This window comes from Flammeovirga yaeyamensis (assembly GCF_018736045.1).
In the GTDB taxonomy this organism is placed as follows: domain Bacteria; phylum Bacteroidota; class Bacteroidia; order Cytophagales; family Flammeovirgaceae; genus Flammeovirga; species Flammeovirga yaeyamensis.
Map to the genome: position 1 here is coordinate 1,726,337 of NZ_CP076132.1, position 15,725 is coordinate 1,742,061.

Here is a 15,725-nt window from a genome sequence, read left to right on the forward strand (position 1 = left end):
ACGATGAAAAAGAACTGGATTAGAGGAGTTCTGGCAGCAGCATTATGCTCAGTAACTTTAGGGTTCAACACACCTAATGTAGACCCAACTCAACAAGAGAATATTGAAATTATCATCAAAAGTAACTTGTCTGTAGAAGATAAAGTTGAAAAGATCTTACAACAACTAACATTAGAGGAGAAAGTTGGTCAGATGACACAAATTACTTTGGATGTCATCACCAAAGGTGAAAACGTATTTGTAAGCGATGAACCCCTTACTGTAGATAAAAAACTATTGGAAGAGGCCATCAAAAAGTATAAAATTGGTTCTGTATTAAATACAGCAAACAATAGAGCTAGATCTACCGAAAAATGGAATGAGGTAATTACTCAAATCCAAAAGGTAGCAATGAAAGAAATTGGTGTACCGGTATTGTATGGAGTAGATGCAATCCACGGTACAACATATACAGCAGGTGCAACATTCTTCCCCCAACAAATTGGTATGGCGGCCACTTGGAATCCTGAACTAAACCGTCAGGGTTGCGAAGTGACTGCCTACGAAACCAGAGCAAGTTCTATTCCTTGGGACTTCTCTCCGGTATTGGATATGGGTAGAAATCCAGCATGGCCAAGAATTTGGGAAACATATGGTGAGGATGTTTACCTTACTTCTCAAATGGGTATTGCAGCTGTAAAAGGTTACGAAGGAGAAAATAACGACCTATCTGATAACACTAAAGTAGCGTCATGTATCAAGCACTTCTTAGGTTATGGTAGTGAAAGATCTGGTAAAGATAGAACACCATCTTACCTTCCTGAAATTGAGTTAAGAGAGCATTATTTGCCATCATATAAAGCGGCTATTGATGCAGGTGCACATACCATCATGATCAACTCGGGGATCATTAACGGTACACCTGTGCATGCGAGCTACAAGTTATTGACAGATCTTCTTAAGAAAGAATTAGGATTCGAAGGTTTGGTAGTTACTGACTGGGCGGATATCGAAAACTTGCATAACCGTGATAAGGTAGCAGCGACTCACAAAGAAGCAGTGAAGCAATCAATCAATGCGGGTATCGATATGTCGATGGTTCCTTACAACTTCAACTTCTGTGGTTACCTTATCGAATTGGTGAACGAAGGTGAGGTGCCAATGGAAAGAATCGACGATGCTGTTAGAAGAATCCTTACTGTTAAAGTAAAGTTAGGTTTGTTCGAAACTCCAGCACCAAAGGTGAAGGATTATCCTAAATTTGGTAGCAAAGAACATGAGCAAATCGCTTACAATGCAGCATCAGAGTCAATTACTCTTTTAAAGAACGATAAAGATATTCTTCCTCTTAAAAAAGGAACAAAAATCTTAGTAGCGGGTCCAAATGCCAATTCTATGCGTACTTTAAACGGTGGATGGACATACTCTTGGCAAGGAGAAAAGGTTGAAGAATTTGCTCAAGATTACAATACAATTTTTGAAGCAGTTCAAAATACTTTCGGAAAAGAAAATGTAAACCTTGTACAAGGCGTTGAATACAATCACGAAGGTCAGTATTACGAAGAGAAAAATATTGATATTCAAGCTGCAGTTAAAGCAGCAAGTAGTGCAGATGTAGTTTTACTTTGCTTAGGAGAGAACACATACACAGAAACTCCTGGTAACCTTCACGATTTATACATCTCTCAAAATCAAAGAAAATTGGCGGAAGCTTTAGCAGCAACAGGTAAGCCAGTAGTATTGATTTTAAATGAAGGTAGACCACGTTTGATCTCTCAATTTGAATCAGATATGCAAGCAGTAGTACATACATACTTGCCAGGTAACTTCGGTGGAGATGCATTAGCTGATATCTTAGTAGGTGATGTGAACCCTAGTGGCAAGCTTCCTTATAGCTACCCAATGTATCCTAATGCTTTAGGTACTTACGATCACAAACCATCTGAAGCATCAGAAAAAATGGAGGGTATGTATGATTATAACTCTTCATTACCATTCCAATATGCATTCGGTTTTGGATTGAGCTATACTACATTTGAGTATGCCAACTTGAAAGTATCAAATACTGATTTTGGTCCAGATGATAACATCAAAATCTCTGTGGATGTGAAGAACACAGGTAAAGTAGAAGGTAAAGAAGTAGTTCAGCTTTTCACTAAAGATGTCTATGCTTCTATCACTCCTGATAACAAACGTCTTAGAAGATTCGAAAAAGTGAACCTGAAGCCAGGTGAAACAAAAACTGTTTCTTTCACTTTATCAGCTCGCGATCTTGCTTTTGTGGATGCAGACTTAAAATGGACTGTAGAAGAAGGCGAATTTAAACTGATGATAGGTGATAAAACTACATCAGTGAATGTAACAAAAACAAAAAAGTTTGATCAAGCATCGAACTAACATTATAGTCAAATAGATCATAAGGGGGCTCCATTTTTGGGGTTCCCTTTTCTTAAATTACAGGCGATGAAAAAATATTACTTTTTGCTATTAAGCTTTTTAATCTATCAAACATCATTTGCACAAAATGATTGTTATGAATTGGTATGGGCAGATGAATTTGAAGTAAACGGGGCTCCAGATGCTAACAAATGGGGATATGATATTGGTGGTAGTGGTTGGGGTAACAACGAAGACCAATACTACACAGACAAACTAACCAACGCTCAAGTGATCGATGGAAAATTGGTGATCACTGCACGAAAAGAAAATTTTGGTGGAAAAGCCTATACATCGGCTCGTTTAGTTTCTAAAGATAAAGGAGACTGGTTGTATGGTAAAGTTGTCGTAAGAGCGAAAATACCTACGGGACAAGGCACTTGGCCAGCAATTTGGATGCTTTCTACCGATTGGGAATACGGTGGATGGCCTGCAAGTGGTGAAATTGATATAATGGAACATGTGGGATACGATCCAAATGTAGTTCACGGTACAGTACATACTGAAGCGTACAATCACATGAACAATACCCAAAAAGGAGAGAAAGTAACAATTGCTACCGCTACTACAGCCTATCACGATTATGTTTTGGAATGGGATGAAAACTCAATAAAAGTAGGTTATGATGATACTTTTTATTTCAATTTTACAAAGGGAGCTACTTATCAAGAATGGCCTTTTGATAAACGATTCCATTTACTATTAAACATTGCCATGGGTGGTTCATGGGGTGGTGTTGGCGGGCCAACAGACGATTCGGCTTTGCCAGCTAAAATGGAAATTGAATATGTAAGGGTGTATCAAAAAACAGTAGGAGACATCACTGTTGAAGGAGATGTTATTCTAGAGAAAAACAATACGTATACCTATTTTGTAAAAGGTATGGAAGGTAATGTGACTTGGACGGTACCGGAAGGGATGAATATTGTAAGTGGTCAAGGCACATCTACAATTGAGGTTGAAGTTACTGATGATGCGAAAGGAGGTGAAGTAAATGCAGAAATCGTAGGTAACTGTTCGACATACAATGTGAAGAATGAAGTAAAGGTAGTTGTGGGAAAGCCCCAAGGGGAACAGATTAGTTTCCCCGCAACAATTGATAATACCATTAAGTGGTCAGTTTCTGAATCATTTGCTTCGACGTTTACATTAGAAAAAGACAATGAAGATGTATTGGTGACTTTTGATGTGAAAGACCCTTCAACAAATCCTTATATAGATTATGAATTCGATGAGATTTATGATTTCAGTGCTCACCAAGAGTTTTCTGTAGTATTAAAAAATGCCGAAGGAAAAGAACCTGATGCACTTAGAATAGAACTGTTAGATGGACAAGGTAATACTATCAATTCAGGTTTTGGTCGATGGTATTCTTCTGAACTACAACAAGATTGTAATTTTTGGAGATATACACATACGTTTGATCAAGCAGGTACTCAAGTGTCTGGTGTGAGAATGTATATTAATTACGGTATTTTCTCCAATGCCAAAAAAGGTGGTGTAATCATCTCAGATATTGTGATGTCACAATCTGGTTTATCAGAAGAAAGCCTTACAGATGATGGAGATTGCGGTGGATTAGATAATATTGTTACGAGCATTGATTCTGAATATAATAACAAAACAATTTATCCAAACCCCGTTAGAAATGGAGAAGAACTAACAGTAGGTGAGGATGTTCGTGTACAGTTATTTAATCTGATAGGTAAAAAAGTATTCGAAGGTTATTCTATCAATGGAAAATTACTAATTGATGGCATTGAAGCAGGACACTATATTATTGTCTTGAAAAATGAAAACAATAACATTTATAAGAAGATTATCATACAATAAGTTTAGTTTAATCAAAGAGATTAAATAAAAATTTAGAAACCCTTAAAGGTCATTTCATTCATTTGAGATGACCTTTTTTATGTGTTAAATTCAACTACCATAGTTCTCGATCAAATCTATTTTTTTTAAATCAAATGCTCTGTTTTGGTGATAGCAGTCATGAAAGTATAGTGATAGAAGTGTGTTAGAAACGTTTATTAAGAATATAATTGGGTATTGGTCGACCAATAATCCAAAAACAACGTTAAAATTACAAGTGTGTTTTTAACAATCGCTAAATAATAAACTAAGATGACTTAGTAATTAAATCAATCTCTCGAAGTGTGGAATTATTACACTCTACTAAACAAACAATTAAAAATAACTTCAATGCAGAAAGTTTTAATAAACGGCTTTTTGCTTAAATAATTAAATGGTTCAATGAAGACAAAAAATATACTTCTTGGATTAGCATCTATCGCTTGCTTAACACTAAATAATGTAAATGCTCAAGGCATTAAATCTGATTCTGCTAAAGTTTCTACTAAAGAAAACAATGCATTAACAAAACAAATTAATGTATTCGAGTCTGGAGGAGCCACAAACGATGTACCTAGAGAATTAAATACAGGGGTGCCAAGTATTAGCCTAAAACAAGTGTATAATGACTCGTATTTCGATTTTAATAACGGTACAGCAATTGCCTATAGGAACTTCTTACTATCGGGTAAAAGGTCTCAAGCAGAACGAGGTGAGTCTGTAATTGAATACGGTTATTCCGGTTTTGTGGTGAATTATGAACCGGTAAAAGTGGGCAACTTCTTAAAGGGTACGATCTCTGGATCAACAAGAGGAACAAGATATATTGATGTGCAGGCCATGCATAAGATTGGAAAAAAAGGATGGTATGCAGGTTTGGGATTGGTCAATAAACAAGTAGATGGACCTTTTCATTATGCTGATGGATGGATAGGGACGAATGGTCAGAATTATGCTGCTCGAGTGGGAAAAGAGTTTAAAAATGGTGAATTCCATGTCGATGTTTTCCATAATGACATTACCACAAACACAACCAAACAAATGATTTTCCTATTGGATAAAGACGGAAACGTTCAAAATACCAATTTCTCCGATTATAATAACTTACTCTTGCCAGCCTCTCAAAGTATCAGTTATGTCGATCCGTTTTCAGGTGAGCTGATTCATAAAAATGATGTTTTAGGTACTCGAATCCAAACCACGGGTATTGATGCCAATTTTGATTATAAATTTGCCAATGACTGGAAGCTTCATTTTGTAGCACGATACGAAAATTCTTATCAAACAGCCAATTTTAATAAAGCACTGACCGTTCCTAAAACAGCCAATGAATATGGTGATAAATATGCTGGAATGATGGGGATGTCACCTGGAAGTATCTATTTTCAAAATGCCAATACAGGAGAGAAAATCAATGGTGGAGATTATTTGATCAAGGAAAGATATCAAACACTTTATCACCCAGAGAATTTCCAACACTGGTACAACACCACTTCAATGAGTAAACAATTTGGCGATCATACACTAAAATTTGGGATGAACCTTCAATATGTAGAATTCCCTCATAGAGCATTCATTCAACAACAAGGTTTATATGCCATAGGAGATGGATCGGATATACAAGCGGTGGATATTGTAGATAATACCGGGAAAGTGTATACCAAAGGCGGTATTATCAATTATAATGGTCAGATTCAAGCGATGGATGAGGTGTCTTCTTTCACCACATCATTCTATGCCCATGATATCTGGAAAATCACAGATCGTTTTAGTGTAGACTATGGTTATCGTTTCGATATCTTTATGGATAAATACAATAAGATTATTGATGGTACTCCCGATATTGATACAACACAACCTTTAGCCAACCAATTTGTTACCGTAAAAACATATCAAACACCAGCAGAGCGACTAAATTATAACCAAGTACATGTAATGCATAGTGCTTACCTTGGGTTTGTTTATCAGTTAAATAACTGGCGTTTCGATGGATCGGCAAGTAAAGGTTTTATGCCTCAGAGAATAACAATTGCAGGTATAAAGCCGGATAGAAATTTCAATTCAGATCAAGTCAACGAGGTGTATGTAGGTCAGTTTAACGTGGGGTATATTAAGAGTAAATATGGTGTGAGAACCGGTATTAACTACATAACAAAAACCAACGACTACGAAGCCATATCATTACCTGATGGTACGTCACAGGGTGTTCCTCACGATATCACCACATTTGGTTACAATGTAAATGTATTTGCTAAACCATTAAAAAATTGGAATGTAGCTATTCAATATACTTATCAAGAACCGAAGTATAAAAACTACGAGCTTCCGACTTTTGATGGTGCTGGAAATCCAACTGCCCCAATTATTTATTCTGATAATATGCCAACCGGTATTGCAAAACATATCATTGAGTTCAATACCAACTATTCCATCACGCCAAAATTAAAAGTGAATGGTTTGGTGAGATACCAATCGAGAAAAGCATTGGATAAGAAAAATGTCTTCTATTCTGCTCCTTACTTATTTACGCAGGCAGGGGTGAGCTATAAATTGACCAAACATTTCTCCTTGTCTTATAAAATGTTGAATGTATTGAATAGAACGGGAGCATCGAGTATTATCGGTCTTCCAAACGTAAATAAAGATGATACTCAAGTAATTAATAATGTGTACACAAATCCTATGATTGGAACGATCCAAGCTCCTCGTGAACATGTGTTTACCCTCAAATTTAATTACTAAAAAATATTGTTTTTGATTGATTTGTATAGCCGTATATAGTTTTCTTTATACGGCTTTTTCTATTTCGAAAACCAACATTTACTCTAAAACAACTTTTTGATATGTTCCTCATTACGTAGATGTATCTCCCCGAATACTTCTTTTTCTAATTCATCAAATTGTTCTTTTACTTTCGAGGTCTTGATTTTCCCATTTTCTAAATAGTGTATTTGATCACACAAAGAAGTTAAGGATTCAAGAATATGAGAAGTAATCAATATCGTTTTCCCTTTATTTTTGAGTTGTTCTATGATAAGATGTATCACCCTTGATGATTCCAGATCCACACCATTAAAAGGCTCATCCAAAATATAGATTGGTCGGTCTTTTAGAAACACACCCATCAATGCTACTTTCTTCATCATTCCTGTGGAGTAGTCATCAATAAGTTGATTGAGAGGAATACCAAACAATTGATTCAATTCTTCAATTCTTGACATATCCTTTGAAAACAACTTCAAGTAATCCTTCCCTGTGATGTGAGAATAGAAATAATTTTCCGTACTCAAATACCCAATACTCTTTTTAGTTAGCGGTTGATCATTCCATGAAATGTGTCCTTTATCAAAGGTTAGTAAGCCATAGATACCTTTTAACAAAGTAGTTTTTCCAGCGCCATTTAACCCCACTAAGCCATGAATACCACCTTCTTGAAGTGTTAGTGACAGGTCGTTTATCACTACATTTTTTTGAAAGCTGATATTAAGTTCTTGTATCGAAATCATGTAAATAAGTGGTTAGGTTTTGAATAGATTGAAAATAATATTTGATGCTTAATCCGATCACTACTGGAATGAAAAACGGAATGATTAAACTGATTACACCCAACCCCGACATGGTCTGAGCGGCTTTGGACTCCTCATTTGGAGTATAAAAGGCATATTTGACGATCACGATATAGATGTTCAGAAAGCACTGAACAGATAAAATACCAATGATCAGAAACCACTCATTATAATGTAAAACGATATAAATGAGTGCTAGGGGAGCAACCATACAGTTAAACAAAATGACTTGCTTTCCCATTTTATGTATCAAATATTCTTTTGGTGATAGTTCTAAGGCAATCAAATGGGAGAGGGGTTCTCCTTTTTCAACAAAACTAAAAGTGATTAGCCAAAGGATGAGTATTGCTACAGGAATAACGGGCATCTGATAACTGCCAATTATTGCGGCGATATATATAGGAATGATTAAGAACAAAGATTGTCGAATTCCAGACTTCCATTCAAAACTTTCATCTGGAATAATATCAATCAATCGGTTAAAAATCGAAGGAGTGTTTGTTTGAGGTTTCTTGATGAAGGTAAGTAAACCACTAAAACCAATGATTCCTGCAAACATCAGAAACTCTTTATGGAGTAAAAAAATGAATGAAAACGGTAAAGAAAAAAGGAGATATTCTGTAAATAAATAAAGTCGATGATTTGATAAAACAGAGGAGAGAAAGTCGATGTCATCTCTCTTTAATTGAATAATCAGTAATATCAAACTTAGACCAAGTGCAACGAATACATTGAAATCAGAATTGGAGACGATATCAAAATAAATTCTATAGAAAAAAGCCAATCCTAATAAGTAGAGTGGAATACGAATTTTCCCTAGTTCTAAAATGATACGATAGATTTGTTTACCTCTTAGTTGAAAGAGAGACATCCACATAAAATGGGGTATTTTGTTGTTTTGACACTATTATTAGTTCTAATTTATAAAATCAAATACTATAAACATAATGATAAACTAACTTACTAGGGTATTAATTTTTTCACAATAAAGAATGAAAATGAAAATCTTTTTTTATGGCCTACTTACGGCACTATTACTAAATCTCCCAACCCACGGACAAACAAAAACTAAAATCATTTTTGATACAGACACAAACAATGAAGTGGATGATCAAAATGCTTTGGCTTATTTGTTACTAAACGATCAAACATTTGATGTTTTAGGAGTAACTGTGAATGCCACTAGAAATGGAGGTAATGTAACAGAACATTACAAAGAAGCAGAGAGAATCATCACTTTATGTGATCGACCAAAAACAAAATTGATTATGGGAGTAAATGATAATTTTGATCGAATTTTACCTGATCTAAATAACGATAAGCACGATGGGTACGAAGCGGTCGATTTTATCATCAAATCAGTTAAAAAGTATAAGAAGGATGTAGTAATCTTAGCCGTTGGGAAATTAACCAATGTAGCTTTAGCGATGGCGAAAGATCCAAGTATTATCAATGACATTAGAATTGTTTGGTTAGGGACAAATTATCCTAATTACAGAGAATACAATTTCGTCAACGATATTCCCTCTATGAACTATATCATGAGAACCAACGCTCATTTTGAGATTATGCCTTGTCGATATAATATGGAATCGGGTACCGCTCATGTGAAGGTGTATAAAGAGGCTATCGTTAAAAAGATGAAGGGAATGGGACCAACGGTGAATACAACGATTATAGGTCGACATGGTGGAGAATTCAGTAATTTAGGGGATTATTTGAGTAGTTTATTCGAGCATATTGAATATTATCATAATCCTCCATCAAGATCATTATTTGATATGGTGGCTGTAGCAGTGATAAAGAATAACGATTGGGCTGAACGTTCTGAAATAACGCCATTTATTTATGAGAATGAAAGATGGAATACCATTGGAAAAGGGAAAAGAAAAGTAATACTTTGGGAATTTTTCGATGCTGAGGCCATCATGGATGATTTTTATAAGACATTAAATCCACAGACAAAATAAATGATCAAGACATAAAAAAATCCCGTAAGCCGAAACTTACGGGATTTTATATTTTACAATACTTCAGCTTAGCTTAAAGTACGTTTTGTTTCTGTCATTTCGAATACCTCAACAACGTCACCTTCTTTGATATCGTTGTAGTTTGTGATACTCAAACCACATTCGTAACCGAATTTCACTTCGTTCACGTCGTCTTTGAAACGCTTCAAGGCACCAACTTCACCACCTTCAGTACCACCGTAGATAACAACACCATCACGGATTAGGCGGATTTTAGAGTTACGCTTGATGTAACCGTCTGTAACGTAACAACCGGCAACTGTACCCACTTTAGAGATCTTGAATACTTCACGAACCTCAACGTTACCAACGATTTTCTCTTCCATGTCAGGGCTAAGTAGACCTTCCATAGCAGCTTTCACATCGTCAATTGCGTTGTAGATTACTGAGTAGTGACGTACTTCAATACCTTCTTTCTCAGCAAGCTTTCTTGCGTTTGGAGTAGGACGAACTTGGAAACCGATAATCATTGTTGGGTTCTCCTTATCGGCAGCCGCTAACAAGATATCTGATTCCGTTAAGGCACCTACACCTTTGTGGATGATTCTTACTTCTACCTCTTCGTTAGAAAGTTTCAGTAATGAATCTGATAATGCTTCCACAGAACCGTCCACATCACCTTTGATGATCATGTTCAATTGTTGTAACTCACCTTGAGCTAGACGTTTGAATAGATCTAGGTTAGGACGTTGTGAAGCTCTCAAGCTTTGCTCACGAGCTAATTGCTCACGCTTGTTAGCAATTTCTCTAGCTTCACGTTCCGTATCAAGAACATTTAATTTATCACCTGCTTGAGGAGCACCAGATAAACCTAGTACCTGAACTGGAGTAGAAGGACCAGCCTCTTTTACTCTTTGTCCTCTATGGTCAAGCATTGCTTTCACTTTACCATAGTATCCACCGGCAAGCATTACATCACCTACTTTCATCGTACCAGCTTGAACTAGTACAGTAGCAAGGTAACCACGACCTTTGTCAAGTGATGCTTCAACGATAGTACCAACAGCATTCTTATTAGGGTTAGCTTTTAGTTCTAATACTTCAGATTCTAAAAGAACACCTTCTAATAAGTCGTCGATACCTTGACCAGTTTTGGCTGAGATTTCGAACGCTTGGTATTTACCGCCCCAATCTTCAACAAGGATATTCATTGCTGAAAGTTGAGTTTTAATATTGTCTACGTTTGCGTTTGGCTTATCTACCTTGTTAATCGCGATAACGATTGGAACTTCAGCAGATAATGCGTGGTTGATTGCTTCTTTTGTTTGAGGCATTACTTGATCATCTGCAGCAACTACAATAATTGCAACGTCAGTCACTTTTGCACCACGAGCACGCATCGCTGTAAAGGCTTCGTGACCAGGAGTATCTAGGAAGGCAATCTTCTTACCTGTCTTCGTCTTCACATCGTATGCACCGATGTGCTGAGTAATACCACCTGCTTCACCTGAGGCTACGTTTGCATCACGGATGTAGTCAAGTAATGACGTTTTACCGTGGTCTACGTGACCCATGATGGTTACAATTGGCGCTCTTTCTAATAAATCTTCTGGTTTATCTTCTTTTTCTAAAGGAGCATCAACTTCTTCTTCAGCTGAAGCAAATTTAGGTTCGAAGTTAAATTCAGCACAGATAAGCTCAATTGTTTCTTTATCTAGACGCTGGTTGATCGAGATGAACATACCACTGTTCATACATGTCATGATCACATCAGAAACAGACACTTCCATCATTGACGCTAACTCACTTGTAGAAACAAATTCTGTAACAGTGATGATGTGTTGTTCTGCAGCCTCTTTTTGTAAACGTGCTTCGTTTTCCGCTTCACGTTTATTTCTTTTCGCTTGTTTATGTTTACCACGCGTCGATTTGAAACCTGATTGGTTCAATTGAGCGTTGGCTCTCTTCATTCCTGATTGGATGTCCTTTTCAGATGGTTTACCCTTCTTCTTGTTACCTCCTTTCTTGTTGCCTTGACCTCTTTGCGAAGTAGCATCTGCATTACGGAATGTTTTCTCTCCTGAACCTTGTCCACCTTGTTGGTTACGGTTACCGCCTTGTCCACCTTGGTTACGGTTGCCACCTTGTCCACCTTGGTTACGGTTGCCGCCTTGTCCACTTTGGTTACGGTTGCCACCTTGTCCACCTTGGTTACGGTTGCCACCTTGTCCACTTTGGTTACGGTTGCCACCTTGTCCACCTTGTTGGTTACGGTTACCACCTTGTCCACCTTGGTTACGGTTACCACCTTGTCCGCCTTGTCCTCGGTTACCACCTTGTCCACCTTGACCTCTGTTTCCACCTTGACGGTTGCCGCCTTGCGTATTTCCAGATTCAGAGTTTCCAACAGGGACTCTCTTTTTCTTACGTTGTTTCTTTTGTCCACCTTTATCATCAGAAGAAGCAACTGGGCGTTGTTTTTTCTTACGACGGTTTTCAAAAGAAGATAGGTCAACTTTACCGACTACAGTAAGACCTTTTAATTCGTCAGCTTTCGCAGAAATAGCTGATTGATCTTCTGAAGTTGGAGCACTTTCTTTTGGTGTCTCTTTAGGTGTTTCAGAAGGAGCTGCTTGTTCTTTCTGAGCAGCTGGTTTCGTCGTTTGTTTCTTCACTTCTTTTGTTGGTTGCTCCTCTTTTGGTTGTTGTGGAGCTTTTTCAGATACATCAGGCTTCTGCGGAGCTGTTTCCTTTGCAGCAGGTTTTGGAGCCTCTACCTTTTTCTCAGGTTTTGGTTCTTCAACTTTTTTAGGAGCTTCTTTAGGAGCTTCTTGCTTTGGAGCTTCTTTCTTAGCAGGAGCTTGAGGCTTTTTATTGTCTTCAGCTGGTTTCTTCGCTTCAGCTGCTGGTTTTTTATCTTTAGATGCTGGCTTTTTCTTATCGTCCAGATCAATTTTGCCTACTACTTTAAGACCAGGTCTTCCACTGAAAGTTTCAGGATCTTTTTCAGCTTTAGGAGCCTCTTCTTTTTCCTTTTTAGGAGCGGCTGGCTTCTCGGCAGTATTATTTTTGATGATCAGATGTTCGTCTTCCTGCTCAGTAGATTTCTTTCTGTTAGATTTCTTAGATTCAATAACAGTATTTCCCACTTGAGACGAGATAGAGATTTGTGATGCCTCTTCTTTGTCTTGCATAGACTTTGCATTCATCTTCTTCAGCAACTCGAATTGTTCGGTTGTGATCTTAGCGTTTGGAGAAGACCCGACATCAATGTCTTTCTTCTTCAACTGCTCGATGAGTGTTTGGTGTCCAACGTTTAATTTTTTGGCCGCCTGATTAATTCTGATCATCTTTTGATCTGCCATATATTCTTTTTCGTAATACTTTGTTCGTAATATATTGCTATCACAGCAATTAAAATATTTAAGCTGTTAGCTTAAGAAAAATGTTCATGACGAACGCCTACATAAACACTTCTAAGATGCAAAGATATGAGTTACTTTTTAAATCTTAAATTTAATTGCTATTCATCTTCACCTTTTTGCACTTATTATAGGTATTATGTCTTGTTTTCATCAGAAATGCACTTTTGAAAGGCATTTTTTTTTCTGAATTATAAAAAACCAAGACAAAATGAATGGAGATTATCAAAAAATAATCTCCATTCCAACTTCATAAGGAAGTTGATATATTATGAGTATGAACTATTGTTTGATGGCAGTAAGCACTTCATCAACAGTTTCATCTTCTAAGTCTGTTCTTTCGATCACTTCTTCTCTAGAAATAGATAAGATAGAATTCACAGTGCCTAATTTAGCTTTTTTGAATTCATCAATGATCCATTCTTCGATGACATTATTGAAAGATGATAAATCGACATCTTCAGAAACAGAAGTTTCAGTCTCATTATATTCTTCGATATCATCAGAGTAATCTACTAAATCATCCATGTCTTCCTCTTCTGCAGTTTCGTTTGCAGCTTGTTGTTGTTGTGGACGGTTCGGTTGATCTGAAGATTTTTTGTCCTCTTCGAATTGACGACGCATTACTTCCATGATAGCAATAATCGTTTCTTCTTCAAGTTCAGTTCTACGCTCTAACTCTTGTACATTGTGATCAAGAACGGCTCCTGCAGTATCTAAACCAATACGTTTGAATTCTTGTAACATCCAGTCTTCGAACATATCGTTGAACTCCATAACATCGTAATCCATGTCGTCGTCTTGTTCGCCAACCATTTCACGGAATACATCGATTTCGTAACCTACTAATTTAGAAGCAAGCTTAATGTTTTGGCCATTTTTACCAATTGCTAAAGAAACTTGGTCTTGTGGTAAAGTTACCTCAACTCTTTTTTCTTCGTCATTGATACTAATGTGAGTAATGTGTGCAGGAGATAAAGCACGACGGATCATAAGATCCATGTTTTCTGTGTAGTTAATTACATCGATATTCTCGTTTTGTAATTCACGTACGATAGAGTGAATACGAGATCCTCTCATACCAACACAAGCACCTACTGGATCTACTCTTTCGTCGAAAGATTCCACAGATACTTTTGCTCTTTCACCTGGCTCACGAACGATATTTCTGATAGCAATCAAACCATCAAAAATTTCAGGAACTTCGTTTTCGAATAAAAGACGTAAGAAAAGTGGAGAAGTACGAGACAATACAATCTTAGGATTGTTGTTGTTCATTTCTACACGATCGATTACCGCACGGATGTGATCGCCTTTTCTGTAACGGTCTTTAGGAATCATCTCATTTCTTGGAAGAGATAATTCGTTGTTATCTTGATCGATGATGATGAACTCACGGTGTAAAGTTTGGTACACTTCACCCATAATCAATTCACCAACTCTTTCTTTATATTGATCGAAAAGAACTTTCTTTTCTAAATCTTTTACTTTTTGGATTAAAGTCTGACGAGCAGTTTGTACCATTCTTCTACCGAAGAAATCGATCTCTACTGCTTCAGCTACTTCCTCATCTACTTCAAAATCTTCCTCGATTTTCTTAGCATCTGTAAGGTGAATTTGAGTTTGAGCGTCAAAATCCTCAGCATCGTCTGCAACGATCTGACGGTAACGCCAAATTTCCAAATCACCAGCATCCACGTTAATAATTACGTCGAAAGTGGCATCATCACCATATTGTTTACGAATCATTGTCTTGAACACGTCTTCTAAGATCTTGATCATAGTAGGACGGTCAATCCCTTTCATTTTTGCAAATTCCTTAAACGATTCGATTAATTCTGAGCTGTTCATATCTGCAAGAGTTTTGTTTTAATATTTTGAATAAAGATTATTTAAATGATACCTCGACAACTGTCTGTTTGATATCAGAGAATGGAATTACCATCTCTTTAATCTCTACTTTCTTTTTTCCTTTTTCTTTAATTTCGGCATCAATTACAATATGCTCTTCGGTAACTGATTTTAATTTACCTACAAACTTTGTTTCGTTGCCTCTAGTTACTTTTACTTTGCGATCAACATTCTTTATATATTGTCTATGTTGTTCCAAAGGCTCGCCTACGCCAGCAGAAGTAACTTCAAATGTATATTCATCCTTGATCAACTCTCTTTCGTCTAATTCTCTACCCACTTCACGAGAAACAGTAGTAACTTGTTCAATAGTTACTCCATTATCGCCATCTAAGATAATTAGTACTTTTAAGCGTTTCATTCCTTTAGCCTCTACTTTAACAATAAATAGAGATTCATCAGGAAGATGTTGTTCAACGATACTTTTTATTTGTTCTACTAAACCCATAGTTTTTTTAAAAATAATCTGTTTTTCTAAAAAACATGGTGGAAAGATCTTTTCATCTATTCTTTTTCGTTCAGCGGTAAGTGGTTGATAACTAGAGGTTAATCGCAGGTCCACTTGCTCAAATCACGAAAAAAAGTCAACA

Annotated in this window: 8 protein-coding genes and 1 pseudogene; 4 read left to right on the forward strand and 5 right to left on the reverse strand. The window is 36.7% G+C overall.

Features of this window, described 5'->3' with window-relative positions; translation table 11 throughout:
* Nucleotides 1–3: 3 nt before the first annotated feature.
* From KMW28_RS06670 to KMW28_RS06680, 3 genes are all read left to right on the forward strand, one after another.
* Nucleotides 4–2,376 carry a glycoside hydrolase family 3 N-terminal domain-containing protein gene (locus KMW28_RS06670; RefSeq protein WP_169664067.1) on the forward strand — a complete coding sequence of 791 codons (2,373 nt, stop codon included), beginning with the start codon at nucleotides 4–6 and terminating at the stop codon, nucleotides 2,374–2,376.
* 66 nt (nucleotides 2,377–2,442) lie between these two features.
* Entirely contained in the window at nucleotides 2,443–4,248 is a 1,806-nt protein-coding gene (locus KMW28_RS06675) for a family 16 glycosylhydrolase (RefSeq protein WP_169664066.1), read from the forward strand.
* Nucleotides 4,249–4,668: 420 nt separating this feature from the next.
* The gene (locus KMW28_RS06680; protein WP_169664065.1) at nucleotides 4,669–7,008 is read left to right on the forward strand and encodes a TonB-dependent receptor domain-containing protein; all 2,340 of its coding nucleotides are present in this window, start codon (nucleotides 4,669–4,671) and stop codon (nucleotides 7,006–7,008) included.
* Between the two features lie 83 nt (nucleotides 7,009–7,091).
* On the opposite strand, the gene KMW28_RS06685 is transcribed toward KMW28_RS06680, so the two are convergent.
* On the reverse strand, nucleotides 7,092–7,772 hold the full coding sequence (locus KMW28_RS06685) for an ABC transporter ATP-binding protein (RefSeq protein WP_169664064.1): 681 nt from the start codon (nucleotides 7,770–7,772) through the stop codon (nucleotides 7,092–7,094).
* Entirely contained in the window at nucleotides 7,750–8,703 is a 954-nt protein-coding gene (locus KMW28_RS06690) for a hypothetical protein (protein WP_169664063.1), read from the reverse strand. The genes KMW28_RS06685 and KMW28_RS06690 overlap by 23 nt, the downstream gene beginning before the upstream one ends.
* Before the next feature lie 127 nt (nucleotides 8,704–8,830).
* Here KMW28_RS06690 and KMW28_RS06695 point away from each other — a divergent pair, with 127 nt between their 5' ends.
* Nucleotides 8,831–9,802, forward strand: a complete 972-nt coding sequence (locus KMW28_RS06695; RefSeq protein WP_169664062.1) for a nucleoside hydrolase — start codon at nucleotides 8,831–8,833, stop codon at nucleotides 9,800–9,802.
* A gap of 68 nt (nucleotides 9,803–9,870) precedes the next feature.
* On the opposite strand, the gene infB is transcribed toward KMW28_RS06695, so the two are convergent.
* The 3 genes and pseudogenes from infB to KMW28_RS06710 all read right to left on the reverse strand — a co-directional run bounded on the left by infB (nucleotide 9,871) and on the right by KMW28_RS06710 (nucleotide 15,583).
* Nucleotides 9,871–13,167, reverse strand: coding sequence for a translation initiation factor IF-2 (gene infB, locus KMW28_RS06700; protein ID WP_169664061.1), 3,297 nt, complete (start codon nucleotides 13,165–13,167; stop codon nucleotides 9,871–9,873).
* A 663-nt stretch (nucleotides 13,168–13,830) separates the two neighbouring features.
* Nucleotides 13,831–15,075 (reverse strand): annotated as a pseudogene (nusA, locus tag KMW28_RS06705) (transcription termination factor NusA); the annotation flags it as partial.
* A 37-nt stretch (nucleotides 15,076–15,112) separates the two neighbouring features.
* A complete protein-coding gene (locus KMW28_RS06710; protein ID WP_169664059.1) occupies nucleotides 15,113–15,583 on the reverse strand; it encodes a ribosome maturation factor RimP in 471 nt (156 codons plus the stop codon).
* Between the last annotated feature and the right edge of the window lie 142 nt (nucleotides 15,584–15,725).

What these genes read in the sequence shown, in the direction of transcription:
- KMW28_RS06710 (WP_169664059.1), bottom strand. Translation starts at nt 15,583, where the DNA reads ATGGGTTTAGTAGAACAAATAAAAAGTATCGTTGAACAACATCTTCCT.
- infB (WP_169664061.1), bottom strand. Translation starts at nt 13,167, where the DNA reads ATGGCAGATCAAAAGATGATCAGAATTAATCAGGCGGCCAAAAAATTA.
- KMW28_RS06680 (WP_169664065.1), top strand. Translation starts at nt 4,669, where the DNA reads ATGAAGACAAAAAATATACTTCTTGGATTAGCATCTATCGCTTGCTTA.
- KMW28_RS06695 (WP_169664062.1), top strand. Translation starts at nt 8,831, where the DNA reads ATGAAAATCTTTTTTTATGGCCTACTTACGGCACTATTACTAAATCTC.
- KMW28_RS06685 (WP_169664064.1), bottom strand. Translation starts at nt 7,772, where the DNA reads ATGATTTCGATACAAGAACTTAATATCAGCTTTCAAAAAAATGTAGTG.
- KMW28_RS06675 (WP_169664066.1), top strand. Translation starts at nt 2,443, where the DNA reads ATGAAAAAATATTACTTTTTGCTATTAAGCTTTTTAATCTATCAAACA.
- KMW28_RS06690 (WP_169664063.1), bottom strand. Translation starts at nt 8,703, where the DNA reads ATGTCTCTCTTTCAACTAAGAGGTAAACAAATCTATCGTATCATTTTA.
- KMW28_RS06670 (WP_169664067.1), top strand. Translation starts at nt 4, where the DNA reads ATGAAAAAGAACTGGATTAGAGGAGTTCTGGCAGCAGCATTATGCTCA.